Origin of the sequence: Brevibacillus sp. 7WMA2 (assembly GCF_010748895.1) — a bacterium.
Taxonomy (GTDB): Bacteria; Bacillota; Bacilli; order Brevibacillales; family Brevibacillaceae; genus Brevibacillus_B; species Brevibacillus_B halotolerans.
The window spans coordinates 3,875,955-3,895,128 of record NZ_CP048799.1 but is presented as its reverse complement, the minus strand read 5'-3'; the positions used below and the strand labels follow the sequence as shown (position 1 = coordinate 3,895,128).

Sequence of the window (19,174 nt, the reverse complement as noted above, 5' to 3'; positions counted from 1 at the left end):
TCTCCTCCTTTACTTCAACGTAAGATTGCTCGTAAACGTTTGAAGCCCAACACAATCATTAAAATAAAGACCGCTACTAATACAATCGTACCGCCAGAAGCCCAATCAAGCATATAAGCAAAGTACAAGCCTGTTAACACAGAGATTTCGGCAAACAAAATCGAGTAGAAAATAGCTTGTCGAAAGCTCTTAGCAATTTGCAAGCTGGCCGCTACTGGAATCGTAATCAACGCAGAGATCAATAGTACACCAACAATTCGCATAGATGCCGCAATTGTTAGAGCTACTAGTACCATGAACCATAGATTAATACTGCGTCTAGCCACACCTGATACCCGTGCGAATTCTTCATCAAACGACACAGCAAATAATTCTTTGTATAACAGGATAACTGTTCCTATCACTACAACAGCTACCCCAATTAAGGCTAATAAATCCTCAATGGTTACTGTTACAATCTTCCCAAACAAGTATGAGTATAAATCCTGGTTAAACCCATCAGCAATACTCACTAAAACTGTAAATAAGCCTAGGCCTGTAGATAAAATGATCGGTATCGCCAAATCCTGATACGCACGATATACCTTACGCAATCGCTCGATAAACAGTGACCCAATCACAGAAAATAGCATTCCAAAAAATAAGGGATTCACTACACTAAAGAAAGCTACCTTTTTCGCTAAAAGCATTCCTGCTGCTACTCCCGAAAGCGTCACATGGGAAAGTCCATCCGCCATCATAGATAAACGGCGAACAATTAAAAATGTCCCCAGGATCGGGCAAACCAATCCGATCAGCAGTCCTGAAAACAAGGTATATCGTAAAAACTCATAATTCCACCAATCGGCTAGCATTCCTTTTTGTCCTTCCTTCTTCCGCCCAGCGGCAGATTAATGATGATGGGTTAAAAGCCTGACGCTCTCACCGTACATCGATTGAAAAATTTGCTCCTGTTTATGCTCGAACTCTTCTGCGGTGCCATGAAAGTGTAACCTACGTTGTAGACAGGCTACTTTATTTACCCACTCAATCATGACGCCAACATCATGGCTTACGATCATCATCGTCATTCCCGTATCCTCTTTAAGCGAACGTAAGAGCTGATAAAACTGCTCGATAGATTCCTGATCTACCCCTACTGTTGGTTCATCTAATATCAAGAGTTCTGGCTCTGCTACCAAAGCACGAGCGATAAACACCCGCTGTAGCTGACCACCAGATAAGTTGCTAATACGCTCGTTTTCCTTTGCAGACAAACCAACACGCTTAATTACATCGGAGACCTGCTGATGATGTTCAGAAGACAAGCGGCGAAATAAACCTACTTTGCCAACCAGTCCGGAAGCCACTACTTCACGTACAGTAGCCGGAAATCCACTGGCCCCATGAGCTGCCTGCTGAGCAACATAGCCGATCTTCGTCCAATCCTTAAATTTTTGGATAGGCTCTCCAAAAAGCTTAATCTCGCCTTTGGTAGGTAAAATCAACCCTAAAATTAATTTCATTAATGTTGATTTTCCTGAACCATTTGGGCCAACAATACCTACAAAATCGCCCTTTTCCATTGAAAAGTCTATATCTTCCAGAACCGTTTTTCCATCCTCGTAACGAAAAGACACGGATTTCAGAGAAACAACACTCGCATGCTTTTTTGCATTGTGCATATAATCAACTTCCTAACTTTTGTGGCATAATCGTAATTATTCTTATTTAATATTATCATGGTACTATGAAATGGGCAGGGACTCAAGGCTTTCACAAGTCTCTTTGCCTCTTTTCTGCTATCCTTGTGAAGTAGCTTTTCGTTTTCTATAATTAATGAAAGGAAGAGGTGATCACTTTGGCTTATGAAGATCAAACGGAAAAAGACGTATGTGAGATAGAATGCGTTGAAGTCGAGAAAGTAAATCAATTAAAACCGAGAATAACAGAGGCAGACGGAGTAGCCCCTTTGTTTAAGGCCTTAGCTGATGATACACGCTCCAAAATTATTTATGCCCTCTCCCTCGAAGATGAACTCTGTGTATGTGATGTTGCAGCCGTAATTGGGATTAGCATGGCGACCGCTTCGCATCATCTTCGACTATTACGGAATATGGGCCTGGCTAAATATCGCAAGGTAGGGAAAATGGTGTACTATTCTTTGGATGATGATCATGTTCGTATGCTGATACATGCAGGAGTTGAACATGCGAATGAACACAAATAATTGTATTGCTAAAAGAAACCGCCGCCCCAATCTAGGAGCGGCGATCTTTATTTAAGCTTATCGCAGGGCCTGACGTAACACTTCCAGGTTTTCACGCATAATGGAAATATAGTCTTTGCCGGCTGTCTGTTCTTCCGTAGTCAAGCCCTCTAGTGGATTTAGTATCGCTGTTTGTGCTTTTGTTTCACGCGCGATTACTTCCGCTACTTTTGGAGAGGTCAATGTTTCGAACATAACATATTTAATATTTTTTTGTTTTACCTTCTCCACTAGATTCTTTAGCTCAGAAGGCGATGGCTCATCATCAGGAGAAATACCAGAAATCGCAATCTGCTCCAGTCCATAACGAGCAGCTAGATAAGTAAAAGCCTTATGCGAAACTAAAATTTCCTTTTTAGGTGATTGTTCTACCATTGTTTTAAAATCCTGGTCTAGCTTGTTCAAGTCATTTACTAGCGCTTTATAATTTTGTTCAAACTGCTCCTTATGTGCCTGATCGGCCTTAACAAATGCGTCCTTCACCTGTGCTGCTTGCTTCTCTAGCATTGTAGGATCAAGCCATACATGGGGATCAAATTCCCCGTGATCATGCTCATGCTCGTGCTCGTGTCCTGCCGATTCACCTTCGTGCCCTTTATCACCTTCATGATGATGATCATGTTCCTCTGAAGCTAGAAGAGTAAGCCCTTCCGTCGTATTTACAGCTAGTAAATTAGCTTGATTTAGACTCTTTACAGCTTTCTCTACCCATGCTTCTAAACCGCCACCATTATAAATGAGAACATTAGCCTTAGAAATGGCCACCATATCCTGAGCAGTAGGTTCATAATCATGTGGTTCGACTCCAGCCGGAACAACATTTTTAATGGAAACATACTCCCCACCAATTCGATCTGCTACATAGTACAATGGATATATAGTTGTATACACAGAAAGTTTTCCACTCTCTTGTACTGAACCTGCTATATTCGTATTGCCACATCCACTTGCAAACAAGGCCATACTTGCAACACCTAAAATAACTCCCCATTTTTTAACGAACCGTAACATATTGTCCTCCTCCATGCTCTCTTCTCTGTCTGTATTTGTTGTTTATGTCTTACGATATTATTATAATTCGTAATCATTCCTATTTGCCTCTCTCATTATACTTATATGCGAGTAGTTTGTAAACAAGAACCATTACGATTTAATAGTATCATCTACAGCCTGAAGAATGGATTATGGTATAATCAAGGGAAAATAAGGGGGAATTTACGTGAAAATAGCAAAACTATTGTCTATCTCACTCCTTGGTATCGTATTGCTCACAGGATGCGCGAATGGCAGTTCGGTAGGAACCTCTTCATCTTCTCAGGCTATAAACCAAGAACAGACTCCTGACGCACCCCATACGTCACACGCACCTAATGGCGATCTACAGGAAGTAACCAATTCTATCTCCACTCTCCCAACTTTTTTGGATACGGTTGACCCAAATATTAAAGCTGTTTATCGTATCGCAGCGGATCATAACGACCTGCTTCAATCTATTCCCTGTTACTGCGGATGTGGAGAATCTGCCGGTCATCAACACAATGGAAACTGCTTTATTAAAGAAGTGAAGGAAGACGGCTCTGTCACATGGGATGATCACGGCACTCGTTGCAAAGCATGTATGGACATAGCTATTACTTCTGCAAAAATGATGCAGGAAGGTAAAACTAAGTTGGACATCCGTACATATATTGACGAAAACTTTAGCAAAGGCTATGCAGACCCGACACCTACACCTATGCCGACTGCATAAGCAATCAACCGTTTACGATCCTAAATGAATGCTTTCTACAAGATTATTCTCACTATCAAAGGTAAATTGAACAATATTTCCCAATCATACAAAAAAAGTCTACGCTTCTTTAGCGCAGACTTTTCTTTTTTCAGCATCTATGATTTATCTTACCTTTGGGATCAGCCAGGTGCTACCTCCAGCATACGTTCCAACGAAGCTCGCGCCGCATTTGCCACATGCTCGGGAACATAAATTTGCGGTTTTAAGGTCTCTAACGCTTCTACACACTTTTTCAATGTATTTACCTTCATATTGGGACAGACCAAATATTTAGAAGCAAAATAAAACTGTTTCGTTGGACTCTCTTTTTCCAGCATATATCTTGTTCCGTCTTCCGTTCCAATGATAAATTCTTTTTGGTTCGATTCCTTACAGAACTTCAGTATTCCAGTAGTGGAGCCTACATAGTCTGCCAATGCAACAATCTCTGGACGGCATTCAGGATGTACTACGACGAGCGCCTCTGGGTGCTCTGCCTTCATCAGCATGATATCCTGCACAGATAACTGGTCGTGTGTGTTACAGTACCCTTCCCAAATAATCATTTTTTTGTTTGTGAATTGTGACACATAGTGCCCCAAATTTTTATCAGGAACCCATATAATCTCGTCACTATCTACCGACTCGATCACCCTTTGTGCATTGGAGGATGTACAGCAGATGTGTGTTTCTGCCTTCACATCAGCCGAGGTGTTGATGTAAGCGACCACTTTTGCATTGGGGTGTTGAGCTTTGACTTTACGCAATCCTTCCACGTTAACCATATCAGCCATTGGGCAACCAGCTCGTTCATCAGGAATGATCACCGTTTTGTTGGGATTGAGAATTTTTGCACTTTCACCCATAAAATGCACACCACAAAATAAAATCACGTCTGCTTCTGTTTCTTTTGCCTTTTGTGCTAGTCCAAAGGAATCTCCGATAAAATCAGCTACTTCCTGAATCTCTGGACGTTGGTAAAAATGAGCTAAAATAATGGCATTACGTTCTTTTTTTAGCTGAAACAATCGTTCTCTTAATTCGGCATTGCGTTGCTCCTTCTTCTGTAGAGCTAAAGCTTCCATACCCTTACCCCCTGCCAGGTGATGTAGACGATTTCGGCGCTATTGTACTGTCTCCGTCAGCTATTTGTCAATTAGCAAGGGGTGGGCCAACTGTAAAATGATTACTGATTCCGGAGCATATATTCACGAATAAAGCATGCCACCCCATCTTCACAGTGGTGCTTTGCCATATATCTCGCTAGCTTTTTAACCTCGTCCTCGGCATTTTCCATTACAACTGGGTGCCCCACATGAGACAGGATTTCAAAGTCATTCATTGCATCCCCGAATGCTGCAATTTCCGTTGCAGGTACATTCCATTTCTGCATAAAGGTTTGTAAGCCGATCCATTTACTTAACCCAAGTGGAATCACTTCCATATTAAACGGTCCAGAGCTAGTTAAACTCACTTTTCCAATAAACTCTGCCGTCTGTTCACGCAGCCATTCCAGCACACTCGTATCCTTATGCCAAAAGAACATTTTACTAATCACAAACTCTCCTGAAGCAATGTTATGTAAAAGCTCATCTTTAGGCATAAACTTCGCTAATTCATTATAGGAAAATTGACGATTGGCATATTCACGCTTTGTGTGCTCTAAGGTAATCCCCTCTGTAATGAACGGTTCTGAGAAGAGCATCTGTCCAATACGTTCTTTGTCTTCATCAACCATCCAACGATTGCTGTTCTGGTCATGAACCTCATAATAAAGATCTTTTTGTCTGCCTATTTCTACAAGAGAAATAATAACTTCTTTCGGTAATTCAGCATATTTTAATAATGTTCCATCCTCTGCAAATAAAGCGGCCCCATTACTGCACACATAACCATCAAAAGGGTAGTAGTCTGATGCAATACGAGCTGATACAAACGGTCTGCCTGTAGATAGCAAAAGCTTTACCCCTCGCTGTTGTAATTCTTCGCATGCCTTCCATGTTTCTCGGGAAATTTTTGCTTCGCCATTTAACAAGGTTCCATCCATATCAAACGCTACGATTTTACAATCTGCTACACTCATGCTGATCCCCCCACTGTTGTCATTGACAAAATATCATCGAGAAAAAAATAAGAGCACCATCCGGCGCTCTTATTTCGGTTCTTGGTTATCAGGATGGTCTACTGTTTCATCCGTTTTTGTAGCTTCTGGTTTTGGTTCTTGGTTCAGTTTATCAATGGTTACTTGATTAACTGGCTCTTCAGGCTTGGATTGAATGTTTACTACAACATCCTCCCCAGGTTCTTTATCCAGCTTGCCGTTTTCAATGATCTGTTTGATCTGTTCAGCATCAAGTGTTTCCACGCGAAGCAAGGTTTGTGCAACCGCTTCTAACTGATCTCCATATTGAATCAACAAGTCCTTACAACGTTGATATTGTTCATTAATGATCCGTTGCATTTCTTGGTCAATTTCGTAAGCGATTTGTTCAGAGTAGTTACGCTCGTGTCCAATGTCGCGTCCCAAGAATACTTGCCCTTGAGATTGACCGAATTGCATTGGTCCTAAATTACTCATACCATATTCGGTAATCATGCTACGTGCAATTGCTGTAGCACGTTGGAAGTCATTATGCGCTCCAGTAGAGATATCGCCCAGAACCAATTCTTCCGCAACACGTCCACCAAGCAGACCCACAATTTTATCTTCCAGATCTGTTTTGGTAGCAAAGAAGCGATCTTCTTTTGGCAGCATAACGGTATATCCGCCTGCTTGCCCACGTGGGATAATCGTAACTTTGTGTACCATATCAGCACGTTTTAAATGGTATCCAACAATTGTATGACCTGCTTCGTGATAAGCTACTAGACGACGCTCGTCTTCGCTTACGACACGAGATTTCTTAGCAGGACCAGCGATGACGCGGTCAATCGCTTCATCTACTTCTAGCATGTTGATTTGCTTCTTATTTTTACGCGCTGTAAGCAATGCAGCTTCATTCAACAGGTTCTCAAGATCAGCACCTGTGAAGCCCGGCGTACGGCGAGCAATGATATCCAAATTCAAGTCCTCGCCTAATGGTTTGTTACGTGCATGCACCTTCAGAACTGCCTCACGACCACGTACATCAGGGCGATCCACCGTAACTTGACGGTCAAAACGTCCCGGACGCAATAAAGCTGGGTCAAGAATGTCAGGTCTGTTGGTTGCTGCAATCATGATAATTCCTTCATTTGCTCCGAAACCGTCCATCTCTACGAGCAATTGGTTTAGCGTTTGTTCACGTTCATCATGACCACCGCCAAGACCAGCACCACGTTGGCGACCAACGGCATCAATTTCATCAATGAATATGATACACGGAGCATTTTTCTTTGCATTTTCAAATAAATCACGTACACGTGATGCCCCAACCCCGACAAACATCTCTACGAAGTCAGAACCTGAAATGCTAAAGAATGGCACGCCTGCTTCACCAGCAACGGCACGTGCAAGCAATGTTTTACCTGTACCTGGAGGACCTACTAAAAGTACCCCTTTAGGTATACGGGCACCTACGGCAGCAAATTTGCGTGGGTCCTTTAAGAATTCTACGACCTCTACAAGCTCTGCTTTTTCCTCATCAGCACCAGCTACATCTTCAAATGTAACTTTTTTCTTTTCGTCGTTATATAACTTCGCCTTGCTCTTACCGAAGTTCATAACTCGGCTTCCGCCGCCCTGTGCCTGATTTAACAGGAAGAAGAACAAGATAAAGATGATCACGAATGGAATGATAGAAGTTAGGAATGTTAGCCAGATGCTGTTACCCTCTGCTGGTTTATACTCCACCTTATTAATCTTCTTAGCATCAATCTTATCATTGATCAGTTTAACTAGTTGTTCATCATAAATCGGTGCATTGGTATAGAATGATTCCTGACCGGCTGGAGTTGGTTTGAGCTTACCCTCTACCCGATATGTACCTCCCTCAACACGAAGAGATGCCTCTGCAATGTTGTCTTGATTGAGGTGATTACGTAGCTCCTGATAAGAAATTGGAGCCATCTTATCGGTTCCGGAGAGGACAAAATTCACAATCCCTACCGTGACAAGGAAAATCAGTAAATAGAAACCTGTATTCCGAAAAAAACGATTCATTGCTTACCTCCTCTCACGAAAAAAGACACTTCCATTATTTTAGCATAGAGTAAAACCCATTCACAACCTAGCTAGCTCTTGTCTATTTCGAATAAACTTCAGGTTTTAGAACACCGATATAAGGAAGATTGCGATAGGTCTCAGCATAATCCAGACCGTAACCAACCACAAACTCATCAGGAATAGTAAAGCCACTGTAATCAGGAGAAATATCTACCTTACGACGCTCCGGTTTGTTTAGTAGCGTTACTACTTTCACGGACGCAGCATGACGTTGCTTTAATAGCTCTACCAAATGGCTTAACGTCAAACCACTGTCCATGATGTCTTCCACAATTAGAACATGACGATTCTGAACAGTTGTATCTAAATCTTTCAGAATACGCACAACACCAGAGGACTCCGTACTGTTGCCATAGCTAGATACTGCCATAAAATCCATCTCGCACTTAATATCCATCTCACGCAAAAGATCAGCCATGAAAACAACGGCACCTTTTAAGATACAAATAACCAACGGATTTTTATCGCGAAACTCATCTGCTAAGATTTTACCCAGTTCTTTGACTTTCTGATCAATTTCTTCCTTCGAAAGCATAATTTCTTTTATATCATTATTCATATGTAACCTCCTGCTACTCTTCTCTGAAATCCGCCTGTATGATAACAAATGCACGGGATTTCTCATGTATCATGGCATGCGTCGATCGCTTTACTCCAGGTATCCAAATAATTCGGTCCCCGACTACTAAGATAGGAATTCGATCACGCCTGCTTTTTGGTACTTTTTCATCAATAAATAGCTCCTTCAATTTTTTACTGTAGCAATGCCCAGCCGTACCGAGTTGAATACGGTCACCCGGCATTCTACTGCGAATGATGCAGTCGCCTACCAAGGCATCGGCGTCACATACAGCACTATAAGGAGATAAAGATAACAGATCTGGTAAATCAGTTAATGAATCATACCGTTTTGTATGTATGAACATTCCCGCCTCTTCTATCCATATCGTACCAGGTATGGTAATAGGGTATGAATACGGCTGGGAAAAATCATGAGCAGTGGCTTTTTGCCTACGAAAACATACCTGCTCATAGACCCTCTCTACAAAAATATGGGAGGGTAGATGTAGTACAGCAGAAGGATTTTCCTCGAAAATGATACGCAAAACGGCCTCCACATGCTGCAGAGACCACTCCGTTTCAGTTGTGAGATAACTTAATATTAGAGGAATCATTCTCCTTTGTAAAGCAAGGTCAAAAGTTTTTAAGCACTTCCTATCTAGGATAATTTTGTCAGATTCCTGCTTTACAATTATCCTATTTAGCGCCTCTTGACTCAGCTTTTGCAGGTAGTCGTCATCCACTTTGGCCATCTCTGCTAGCTGAAGCACGTGTTCTCTGTATCTTAGGTTTACTTGTTGTAAATGAGGTGTCACCTCGTGCCGTAATAAGTTGCGTTTATATTTGCGCGAATCATTGCTGCTATCGTGTCTCGGTTGCAGGTTATTCGCCTCACAGTAAGCTTCTAGCTCCTCGCGAAAAACATGCAGAAGCGGACGAACCAACTCGATTTGCTCTGCATGAAGCCATCTGCGTTGCGGCATGCCAGTAAATCCATGTAGACTAGTACCTCTCATCATGCGAAACAGAATAGTCTCTACCTGATCATCAGCATGATGGGCAAGCGCTACTTTAGTAGCCCCTACTTCTTTTGCTACTTGCCGGTAGTATTGATAGCGTAATTCACGACTTGCCACTTGCGGTCCTTGACCGGTTTCCTTCATTATTTCAGGCACGCTTTCATAGAAGGAGTAGCACTTAACTCCTAATGTATGACACAAGTCCTCCACGTATGCGGCATCTTGGTCAGACTCGTCTCCACGAAACCCGTGATTCAAGTGAACAGCGTACAACTTCCAACCGTACTGATATTGTTCATTCATTTTGCTTAAGATATGCAACAGCGCTGTAGAATCTACTCCGCCAGAAACGCCTACCACAATCGATTCATGTGGCAAAAGCAGCCTATCCTGCTCCATTCGCTTTTGTACCTTTTCGTACATAACGTGCCTCGATTCCTTTCCATAGAGAGAAGATGGAGAGACCAAGAATTAAACCTGAAGCAATAGCCCCAGCCAGCATCATCGTCTTGACCCCAAGCGTAATTCCTTCCAAGTAGTCAGCATTAATGAACGCTAACATCGATTTATAAGCAGTCGAACCTGGAACTAATGGAATAATTCCCGCAATACTAAAGTTAGTAGAAGGAACACGCATCTTTACAGAAAGGATTCGGCTGCTCAGCGAGATAAATGTTCCCGCTGCAAAAGAAGAAAGCGTAAGCTCAGCTCCAAACATCGGCAGTATTTTATAGATATTCCAACCCATCAGTCCAATTAAACCTGCAAAAAGAATGGTGCGTTTTGGTGCATTAAACAACATAGCATAGGCAATGGTAATAATAAAACTTAACAGCATTCCCAGCAACATGTGCCTAATCCCTCCTATAATGACAAGACAGCTGCGGCCGCAACAGCTACGGCTAAAGCGGTTAGGCCTGCCTCAACTCCTCTCGCCATTCCGGCAACCAAATCGCCTGCCATTAAATCACGCACAGAGTTCGTCAAAGCTACACCTGGAAACAAAGGAATCATCGCTCCTATAATCATAACACCAAGATGCAGATGATTGGGAAAAAGCCATGAAGCAATTAACGTAAACATTCCTCCTAAAAAAGAGGCTGATAATTCGGCAAAAAAGGGTATTTTAAGAAAGCGATACAAATAATTAGCGCTGGCAAAGACGATTGCCCCTGCAATAGCACTGGGGAAAAAATCAAGAAAAGTCCCACCAATCAAAACAGCAAAAGAGCCGCTGCCTATACCAGCCGCTAGATTTAACACTCGATCTGAAAATTGAAAGCGCATTCTCTGAATCTCTTCTAATTGAATATGCGCTTCATCCAAGGTAATCTCTCCCGACACAAAGTGACGAGATACCTGATTGACCAACGTTACTTTGTTCAAATTGATCGTTCGGTCACGCATTCGAATCATTCGGGTACGATCCACACCATTATTATCTTTAAAGGAAAAAGTAATACTGGTCGTCGTCACGGAACTATGGACGCTTTTCATACCTGCAGCATGTGCAATATGAGTCATCGTCTCTTCTACACGATACGTTTCCGCTCCATTACGAATCATAATCTCCCCAGCTAAAAGGCACGTCTCCATCACATAATTATTGGACGTCATGCAGAATGATCCCTCACATCCATACATAATACAACGAGCCAGCAAGCAAAAGCATAGAGGCTACAAAGATTCCCCCAATAATTTTGCTTCCTATTCCTTCCCCAGGCTTCTTGGTGTTGGGTGCATCTCCCCTCGTTTCTGACTTTTGTCGAAACGCTTGCAAGAGTTCAGCTTTCATGTGAAGAGCTGTTGGATATTTCCCATCCAATGCCTTACCTAATACGGGGCGGTAAGGAGCTAACAATTCGTTGTCCCGTATTATATCATAAAGCTTTTGAACATGTCGCCCTGATACCGGAAGTGTTGCCCATTTCTCTTTTTCAATAGTAAGCTTAATCATCATGATGGCTAATGAAAACAGATCATATGTAGCATCAGCCTTTCGATCTCCCGCTTGCCAGGTAGCCCGATCATACTCTTCTGTAAATTGACGTACGGCATGACCCGACTTGGTTACCCCGCCAAAATCAATTAAACATACCTGCTTACCAGCCTGTACAACAATGACATTCTCTGGCTTTAGATCACCAAATACATATCCAAGCTCATGAATGATTTGTAAATGAGACAGGATTTGCGTGCACAACAAAATAAGCCACTCTTTGCCTACTCTCTTCAAGCTATGATCCAATCGTTCCCCTTCAATGTATTCCATAGCATAATAGGCATACACCTTGCCTTTTACAATCATATCATCTACATCATATATGTTTGGCCCAATTTTTTGGTTATGAGATTGTAAACTTTTGAGGACGTTTGCTTCCATTAATAAATCAATAGAATCGGCACCTAATTTAATCGCTACCTTTTTACCTTCATGAAGAACTAGGTAGACAACACCATTGGCTCCTCTACCTAGTTCTTTTACCACTGAATATGTTTGATGGTGCCATTTTCCCGTAAAATAATGGGGAGCATCGGGTAACAAGGAATTAGAATACATGGTCTTGCAAATAACCGTCATCTTCTTCATTCTCTTTTTTCTTCGTACGGTAGCGATCCGCTAAAGGTTTAGGTAGCTCCACGTGTTCAAACAAGGCAATTGCTTCCGTAATGGCCGGACCCGTCGGAGTAATTCCGCTCATCGTTAAACCAGCCGTTAATTCGTATGCCTTTTCGATTTGATCCGTCCAGGGAATACGTACTTCAAGGTGCTTTTCTTTCCCAGGAAATGAACAAACGGCCATTCTGCTACTCCCGCTGCGGGAACGTAGGCTAATGCTAAAATCATAGATAGCTTGCTGTACAGCTGACATTTTATTTTTCATGGATGCAGATGTATCAACGATCATAACCACTTCCAAAGCACTCTGTTCGCCTAATTCATCTACCATGCCTGCCACCTGCATTCTCTTTTCAGGAGCAAGACCTTCCAATTCAGCACCGCCAAGAATATGCTTTAATTCTTTGTTCACCACATGTTGAATGGTTCTAGTCATCGCTTTTCGCGTTAACATTTGGACAGTTTGGGCTAGCTGGGCAGGATAAACAATATCGCTTAGTCCTCCCCCCGCTTGAGCCATTTCACGGATTTCCTGTTCCCCCTGCTCACCCATTTCATGCTTATCTACCACTCCAATCACATTTACTGTGATCCCTTGTTCTCTGGCTAAGGTTGCAGCAGCAATCGGGCTTATTCCTACATTGGAGCAGCCATCTGTCACAACCAAAATCTGACGAAGCGTCGCTGGCTTTGCCATACAGATACCTCCCCTTTCTTGGGTAGCATTTTTTACCATTATGGGCGAGGGAGGAAAAAAACATACCTTTAACTTACTACACGCGGCCGCTCCATCTTCTCCATTCCCGAGACCTGTATCGCCGACCATTGTGGTACAAATCGATCAATCCGAGCGACTAGAACCGTCATGTCATCTACAATTTCACCACAATGCTCTCTAATCACTTTTTCTAACAACAAGTCAGAAATTTCTTGAGGGTCTTCTGTTTCAAGTTGCGAGATTAATCGCTTCATCCACATCGGTCTATTTTCGATATGGCGGGGAGCCTCAAAAATCCCATCTGACATCATGATTAATAGATCACCTGCCTTTAGATTTCTTGTTACGATATCTACTTCAATATCTTCTAAAATACCAACCGGCAAATTATTGGCCGATACCATGAACACATCATTTCCTCGCTTAATAAATGAAGGAGTGGAACCAATTTTAATAAACCGCGTCATTGCCGTTTGTAAATCAATAACTGCCAAATCCACTGTGGCAAACATTTCATCAGATGAGCGTAATGCCAAAACCGAATTTACTGTTTTAATAGATAATTTTTCATCCAATCCCGATTTTAAGAGCTGTTGCAGCATGTCCAATGCTGATTGACTTTCCAGAAAAGCGCGTTCCCCATTTCCCATTCCATCACTAATCGCCACAGCCACCTTTCCATTTCCTAAATCCATTGTTTTAAAGCTATCTCCCGACAGTAATTTGCCGCCTTTAGCAGCTCCTGCCACTCCAATTTCAATTTCATAGGTTTTGGCTGAAGCCAAACACATTTTGCAATGCTGATCCTTAAAGGCTTCACAGTGTCTCTCCTTCACAATGATGTTCTCTCCTAAAACCTCGGTAAGCATCGGAGCCACAATCTTGGCGCATTCATCCCTCCCATAACAACTAGGCTGACTGATTTCTATATCCACCTTCCCTTCTTCTAAGCTATGAATATCTACACGTCTTACGGATAGTCCTAAACCCTCCAGCGCTTTTGAAACCTGCTTCTCTTGCAGGCTTAACGCAACTCCTTCCCGTTGAATTTCCCGTGCAAAATCACTCATGACTCGTGATACCCCCGATAGTTGATCAGCTACCAGCTTACGACTATCCTGAATTTGTTTTTTTAATTGATTATGTTCAATCATCTGGTGGTACTCTTGCTCCATATTTTGAATTACTTTTTCTGTTTTCACGCATTTCTTTTCCCACTCCTTTGGTATAGTTGCGCCTTCCATCGTCCCATGCTCAAATACCGTAATCAGCATGCTACTCATCGCATCGTAGGTCATTTGAGTATCTCGCTCCCAGCACTGCTCCTTTTTCCAGCAAAGCTGACATGTTCTCTCCGCCACTTTGCTCAAATAAAGGTCTACCTCCTCCTCTTCTACCCCATTTTTGATTTCGGCTGTTTGAGCAAATGAATGGGATAACTCGGTAAATAAATCGGAAAACTGTTGAATTTTACCTGCTGTCATGTCACGTATTCGCCGCATGTATTCCTGATGAGATTGTGTATGCTCTGAGGTCCCCGGAATGAAGCTGGCTACTCTTTTCCAAATAGAAGCCGGCGTTAATAAAAATAGGAAAGAGGCGATCGAGGTCTCTACTAAAGAGAGATACAACCCACTGTGCGCACCGCCATAGATGCCTAGAATTGAAGTTCCAATTAAGAGTCCAGCTACTACACCAATTTTCCCTCCCTCTTTTAATAGTCCAGCTAATAATCCGGCAAAAGCGAGTAAACTAATTTGTTGTAAGGCACTCACGTCAGCTAAACTGAGAATGAGCCCGGTAACCACCCCCACTGCGGCCCCGACCGTCCCTCCTCCAACAAAAGCGAATAGTAGTAGAAAGTAGCGTGACAGGATATGCTCCATGGAGATTCCTTGTATGACCCAGCCTACTGTTCCCGTCATTAAAGAAGCTAATAGAATAACCAGACATATAATTTCTTCTGTTTTTAATGGCTCAAATGGTTTATTTATGTGAATAATGGATAAAGACTGAATAAAAATAAGTGTTAAGACAAAGCTGAGAATGGCTTCAACCGCAATCATAGTTACACTGTATGTGTTGACCTGACTCTGAATAACCTTGCCTAACAGATGGCTAGCAAATACGGTCCCTACAACCATAAATGGAGTATAGGAAAAATCTTTTCGTTTCCATTTCTCCGCAATACGGCAAACAACAGCAGCAAGTATGATACTAAGCAACGTCTGCATGCCTAGAGGTATTGAGTGAGCTAATGAGCCTGCCAGCATGCCCAATGAACTTACTAGCAACGTATCTCGGCGGAGAAAGTACATCACGATGAAGTAAGGAACAACAAAAGGAGATAATTCATCAAGAATAAGAGCTCTTCCTAATAAAAAACCCATAGTAAGTGAAAGAATATGCCATTTTTTTAGAAAAGCAGCAGCTTTATCACCGAAGCTCCCCAGCCTTTGTGATACTTGATTAGATAATTGTTGAGTAAAAAGATTAGCATTCGGAGAAACTACTTGGCTTTTATTGAACATGGACTAGCACCACCCATTTGAGTTTTGTGTACCCAATTATACGAATGGATAGTTGTAAATTTTGTCAAACGGTAGAGGCATATTCCTAAAATCGTCCGACAAATTCAAACGTATCTCGTTTATTTATTTGATGGTTCATGGATTTATGCCCAAGGCAATACGATTTGATTGAAGTACCTGTCGAGGATTGAATAGAAGATATTTCTTTATTACTTTAAAACATTAAAGCAAAGAAATAAAAAAAACCGACGTCTTGCGTTCAACGTCGGCCATCAGGTGATTCGCGCTCGGCGAAACGGGCTTGTTATATTATATTCGCCATTTGTTTAAAATGACCTTCCTCTTTTTAAAATCTATTGTACGTTTTCGTAAATTTATTTTAGCTAGACCCAATTGGCTTAATTATCGGGGATCAAAAAGATGATCTCACCCGGCTTGGACATAAAATTATTTTTGCGTGCAAGCTCTGCGATGTATTCTGGATCATCTAATCGTTTCATCTTATTGGTTAGCTCTTCCTGTTGCTCTTTTACTTCCCCTGCCTCTTTCTGTAGTGCTTCTACTTGTTCTTCCGTCTCCGCAATGACAGAGCTTTGAAGATATGCTGTATAGCACGTCCAGATAAGGAAGCAGAATACGAAGAACATAATAAAACGAAGTCTGCGCTTACGACCTAGATTATTCGATTGAGAGGGACGTTCTTTGGCCATGTCTGCTCTCCACCTTTGCTACCTTTTTACTCTTTGTTTTCCTTGGTAAACCATTTCTTCAGTTTTTCCTTTGCTCCTGCCATTTTGCCCCTAATACTTTTCCACAAGTTACGACCCCATGGAACAAATGGTGACAATGGCCAAGAAATGATTCGCCAAATGAACAATCCTATCTTTGCCAGCACAGTAAAAAGGAACCCGAGAATAATCCAGATAAAATGAAAAATTATCTCTATCGGTTTAATCAATAGAAAGTCAATAAATTTAACACTGATCTGAAATACCCATATACTCCATTCTAGCACAGTTAACAAAAATCTGATATAAACCTTACTACCTATAAGGAAATAGAGCCATGCTCCTATAATAATCCCTAGATAGATCGGAAATCTCACTATTCCATCGTTAACCCATACCAGCACATAAAAAACAATTCCCACACTACTTAACCAAAATAACAAATCTAATATGAAAACGGCCCAAAGTGGGAAGCGGCCCTTGCCTTTTATGACATGGTACGTATCAAACCCCATCCCCATAAAAATTCCGCACAGGGACATGAAAGCCATGGTCTGAAACTGAATACTGATACTCACTTAAATAATTTGCCGAAAAATCCTTTCGATCGATCTCCGGCCTGCCCCTGTTCTATATACCCCATGTCATGAACGAAACCCTCAATGGCCACTTCTCCGGTTTCAAGACTCAGGTTTTTCATATGAAGATTCTGGCCGCGTATAGTAAGAAAACCGCCTTCTGTTTCTAACAGAAATTCTTCACTATCAAAGCTTTCCACCTTTTTTACCCCGGATATAGCCAAACTACGCCGATTGATCATGACAATTTCATGGCGAGGTCGTTTATTTGGTTCGATCATATAAAAACCCTCCCTATCTTGGTGGTCTGGAGTACGATCCAAAACGCCGGGAACAAAATGTTCCTCTTTGTACCAAGATATGGAGGGGGATGTCCTTTTAGAACTGTTGCTTATGCTCTTAGGTATTCATCTTCTTCTTTTTCATCGCGCGGCACTGGCACCTCACCAATTACTGTGTAAAGGGAAGCAGCCTCATCCTTACGCGCATTTTCTTTGATCTCTTCAACTTTTACTGTAACGATCTTTTGTCCAAAACGAATGGAGATAGAATCGCCGACTTTTACATTGCTGGAAGCTTTTGCAGCACGTTCATTAATTTCGACACGTCCTTGATCACATACATCCTTAGCTAACGTACGTCGTTTAATTAAACGAGACACCTTTAGAAATTTATCAAGACGCATAGTATTCCTCCTCTATGTAGCTGTGGCTACTCTTGAGCTTTGGCCTCATTCCAAAAATGATCAAGCTCTTCTAAAGTCATATCGGCAAACTGCTTATTCTTTTCTTGCAGCCTCTGTTCAATATAGTGAAATCTACGCTTAAATTTCAGATTGGTAAGCGCTAAAGCTTGTTCAGGATCAATCTTCATGAAGCGAGCTAGATTGATTACAGCGAACAGCAAATCCCCTAATTCACCTGTTCGTTCCTCTGGAGTTGCTTGCTGAACCTCCTTGTACTCTTCTTCAATTTTAGCGTAGACATCTTTCACTTCATCCCAATCAAACCCAACTTCTGCGGCCTTCTTTTGAATTTTGACGGCTGCTAAAATCGCTGGTAAATCCTTTGGCAAAGAATCAAGCAAGGAGGCTGTTTCTGGCACAGGCCCTTTCTCTGCTTTCTCTTGAGCTTTTATCTGCTCCCAATTCACCACCACTGCATCGGCATCAGCTACCTTCGACTCTCCAAATACATGCGGATGGCGTCGAATCATTTTGGCTGTCAGAGTAGAAATGATGTCTTCAATGGTGAAGTAGCCTTCCTCTGAAGCAATCTGTGCATGGAGCATAATCTGCAAGAGCACATCCCCTAATTCCTCACACAGCGCATCCACATCATCCAAATCGATTGCTTCCACTGTTTCATAGGCTTCTTCTAATAAATAACGACGCAAGCTTTGATGCGTTTGCTTCCGATCCCATGGGCACCCTTCTGGTCCACGCAAGGTTGCGATCACTTCTTTTAAATAAGAGAATTGACGTTGCTTTACTGACTCTTCTACGGTAGGTGGTACATAGATGAGACTTAGATTTCCCAGATGCTCCACTCGATCTAACTCGTATAATGGTAGACGCTCCACGATCTCTTGACCCTCTATCCCAACCGCTGTAGCAACGATAACCTCATATTCGTCTGGAAGGACTTCCATTAAGGTGAGCTTCGCGTCTGAAGCAGACATTTGATCGTAGACCTGAGCTATAACTGTGTGTAGACCCGGATTTACTTGATCTGCTGTCATACTTGTGGCGTCTAACAAGGTAAATCCTTCGATTGGATCAATAGCCAGACGAGCGAAAAGTGGATCTAAGAAGCTTTGTCCGCCCAATACCTTTACCTCTATCTGCTCCTCTACCGCATGACTTAGTAGCAGTTGCACCGTCCGTTCTGCTACTAAAGGATGTCCCGGAACTGCATAGGTTACTTCACCTTCTGTTTTCACCTTAGATAACAGCTCACGTGCAATCTCTTGATATACCTGTTCAAATGAGTCATGTTTTTCGTAAATAGAATCAAAGGACGTGTAAGTAAGGCCCTCTTCAGCCAATTGATCTAATACTGGATGATCAGCTGTACGGACATACAAATGCGTGGTCTGTTTTAAGCGTTTATACATACCCAGAGGCATTTGATCTAGATTGCCTGCCCCAAGTCCTACGACATAAATGGTGTTCACCATGTAGGAATCCTCCGTTCT

The 19,174-nt window shown here is 42.1% G+C and carries 20 protein-coding genes; 2 read left to right on the top strand and 18 right to left on the bottom strand.

Annotated elements, in window-relative coordinates; all coding sequences use genetic code 11:
* Window positions 1–14 precede the first annotated feature (14 nt).
* The gene (locus tag GOP56_RS16420) at window positions 15–854 is read right to left on the bottom strand and encodes a metal ABC transporter permease (protein ID WP_003333877.1); all 840 of its coding nucleotides are present in this window, start codon (window positions 852–854) and stop codon (window positions 15–17) included.
* A 36-nt stretch (window positions 855–890) separates the two neighbouring features.
* On the bottom strand, window positions 891–1,664 hold the full coding sequence (locus GOP56_RS16415; RefSeq protein ID WP_003333878.1) for a metal ABC transporter ATP-binding protein: 774 nt from the start codon (window positions 1,662–1,664) through the stop codon (window positions 891–893).
* 176 nt (window positions 1,665–1,840) lie between these two features.
* On the opposite strand from GOP56_RS16415, the gene GOP56_RS16410 reads away from it, so the two are divergent.
* Window positions 1,841–2,209 carry an ArsR/SmtB family transcription factor gene (locus GOP56_RS16410; RefSeq protein ID WP_003333879.1) on the top strand — a complete coding sequence of 123 codons (369 nt, stop codon included), beginning with the start codon at window positions 1,841–1,843 and terminating at the stop codon, window positions 2,207–2,209.
* Window positions 2,210–2,266: 57 nt separating this feature from the next.
* On the opposite strand, the gene GOP56_RS16405 is transcribed toward GOP56_RS16410, so the two are convergent.
* A complete protein-coding gene (locus GOP56_RS16405; protein WP_163246079.1) occupies window positions 2,267–3,259 on the bottom strand; it encodes a metal ABC transporter substrate-binding protein in 993 nt (330 codons plus the stop codon).
* Between the two features lie 208 nt (window positions 3,260–3,467).
* Here GOP56_RS16405 and GOP56_RS16400 point away from each other — a divergent pair, with 208 nt between their 5' ends.
* Window positions 3,468–3,998, top strand: coding sequence for a PCYCGC motif-containing (lipo)protein (locus tag GOP56_RS16400; protein WP_163246078.1), 531 nt, complete (start codon window positions 3,468–3,470; stop codon window positions 3,996–3,998).
* 161 nt (window positions 3,999–4,159) lie between these two features.
* On the opposite strand, the gene nadA is transcribed toward GOP56_RS16400, so the two are convergent.
* From nadA to mazG, 15 genes are all read right to left on the bottom strand, one after another.
* Window positions 4,160–5,104 carry a quinolinate synthase NadA gene (gene nadA, locus GOP56_RS16395; RefSeq protein WP_003333882.1) on the bottom strand — a complete coding sequence of 315 codons (945 nt, stop codon included), beginning with the start codon at window positions 5,102–5,104 and terminating at the stop codon, window positions 4,160–4,162.
* Window positions 5,105–5,205: 101 nt separating this feature from the next.
* Window positions 5,206–6,102, bottom strand: a complete 897-nt coding sequence (locus GOP56_RS16390; protein WP_068793686.1) for a Cof-type HAD-IIB family hydrolase — start codon at window positions 6,100–6,102, stop codon at window positions 5,206–5,208.
* A 69-nt stretch (window positions 6,103–6,171) separates the two neighbouring features.
* A complete protein-coding gene (ftsH, locus tag GOP56_RS16385; RefSeq protein WP_003333884.1) occupies window positions 6,172–8,160 on the bottom strand; it encodes an ATP-dependent zinc metalloprotease FtsH in 1,989 nt (662 codons plus the stop codon).
* Between the two features lie 82 nt (window positions 8,161–8,242).
* Window positions 8,243–8,782, bottom strand: coding sequence for a hypoxanthine phosphoribosyltransferase (gene hpt / locus GOP56_RS16380; RefSeq protein ID WP_003333885.1), 540 nt, complete (start codon window positions 8,780–8,782; stop codon window positions 8,243–8,245).
* A gap of 13 nt (window positions 8,783–8,795) precedes the next feature.
* The gene (gene tilS / locus GOP56_RS16375) at window positions 8,796–10,226 is read right to left on the bottom strand and encodes a tRNA lysidine(34) synthetase TilS (protein WP_163246077.1); all 1,431 of its coding nucleotides are present in this window, start codon (window positions 10,224–10,226) and stop codon (window positions 8,796–8,798) included.
* Complete coding sequence (locus GOP56_RS16370; RefSeq protein WP_003333887.1) at window positions 10,189–10,653, bottom strand: threonine/serine exporter family protein; 465 nt, start codon at window positions 10,651–10,653, stop codon at window positions 10,189–10,191. Before GOP56_RS16370 ends, tilS begins: the two co-directional genes overlap by 38 nt.
* Before the next feature lie 14 nt (window positions 10,654–10,667).
* Window positions 10,668–11,420 (bottom strand): threonine/serine exporter family protein, encoded by a 753-nt coding sequence (locus tag GOP56_RS16365; protein WP_003333889.1) that lies wholly within the window; start codon window positions 11,418–11,420, stop codon window positions 10,668–10,670.
* A 13-nt stretch (window positions 11,421–11,433) separates the two neighbouring features.
* On the bottom strand, window positions 11,434–12,393 hold the full coding sequence (locus GOP56_RS16360; RefSeq protein ID WP_096887875.1) for a serine/threonine protein kinase: 960 nt from the start codon (window positions 12,391–12,393) through the stop codon (window positions 11,434–11,436).
* A complete protein-coding gene (locus GOP56_RS16355) occupies window positions 12,353–13,120 on the bottom strand; it encodes a VWA domain-containing protein (protein ID WP_254068436.1) in 768 nt (255 codons plus the stop codon). Before GOP56_RS16355 ends, GOP56_RS16360 begins: the two co-directional genes overlap by 41 nt.
* 68 nt (window positions 13,121–13,188) lie before the next feature.
* Window positions 13,189–15,672 carry a stage II sporulation protein E gene (gene spoIIE, locus GOP56_RS16350; RefSeq protein ID WP_163246076.1) on the bottom strand — a complete coding sequence of 828 codons (2,484 nt, stop codon included), beginning with the start codon at window positions 15,670–15,672 and terminating at the stop codon, window positions 13,189–13,191.
* Window positions 15,673–16,070: 398 nt separating this feature from the next.
* The gene (locus GOP56_RS16345; protein ID WP_003333893.1) at window positions 16,071–16,382 is read right to left on the bottom strand and encodes an FtsB family cell division protein; all 312 of its coding nucleotides are present in this window, start codon (window positions 16,380–16,382) and stop codon (window positions 16,071–16,073) included.
* A 26-nt stretch (window positions 16,383–16,408) separates the two neighbouring features.
* A complete protein-coding gene (yabQ, locus tag GOP56_RS16340) occupies window positions 16,409–16,978 on the bottom strand; it encodes a spore cortex biosynthesis protein YabQ (protein WP_035318804.1) in 570 nt (189 codons plus the stop codon).
* Window positions 16,975–17,259 (bottom strand): sporulation protein YabP, encoded by a 285-nt coding sequence (yabP, locus tag GOP56_RS16335; RefSeq protein WP_018672314.1) that lies wholly within the window; start codon window positions 17,257–17,259, stop codon window positions 16,975–16,977. Before yabP ends, yabQ begins: the two co-directional genes overlap by 4 nt.
* Before the next feature lie 110 nt (window positions 17,260–17,369).
* Window positions 17,370–17,663, bottom strand: coding sequence for an RNA-binding S4 domain-containing protein (locus GOP56_RS16330; protein WP_003333896.1), 294 nt, complete (start codon window positions 17,661–17,663; stop codon window positions 17,370–17,372).
* A gap of 26 nt (window positions 17,664–17,689) precedes the next feature.
* A complete protein-coding gene (gene mazG, locus GOP56_RS16325) occupies window positions 17,690–19,156 on the bottom strand; it encodes a bifunctional methyltransferase/pyrophosphohydrolase YabN (RefSeq protein WP_163246075.1) in 1,467 nt (488 codons plus the stop codon).
* Window positions 19,157–19,174: the final 18 nt, after the last annotated feature.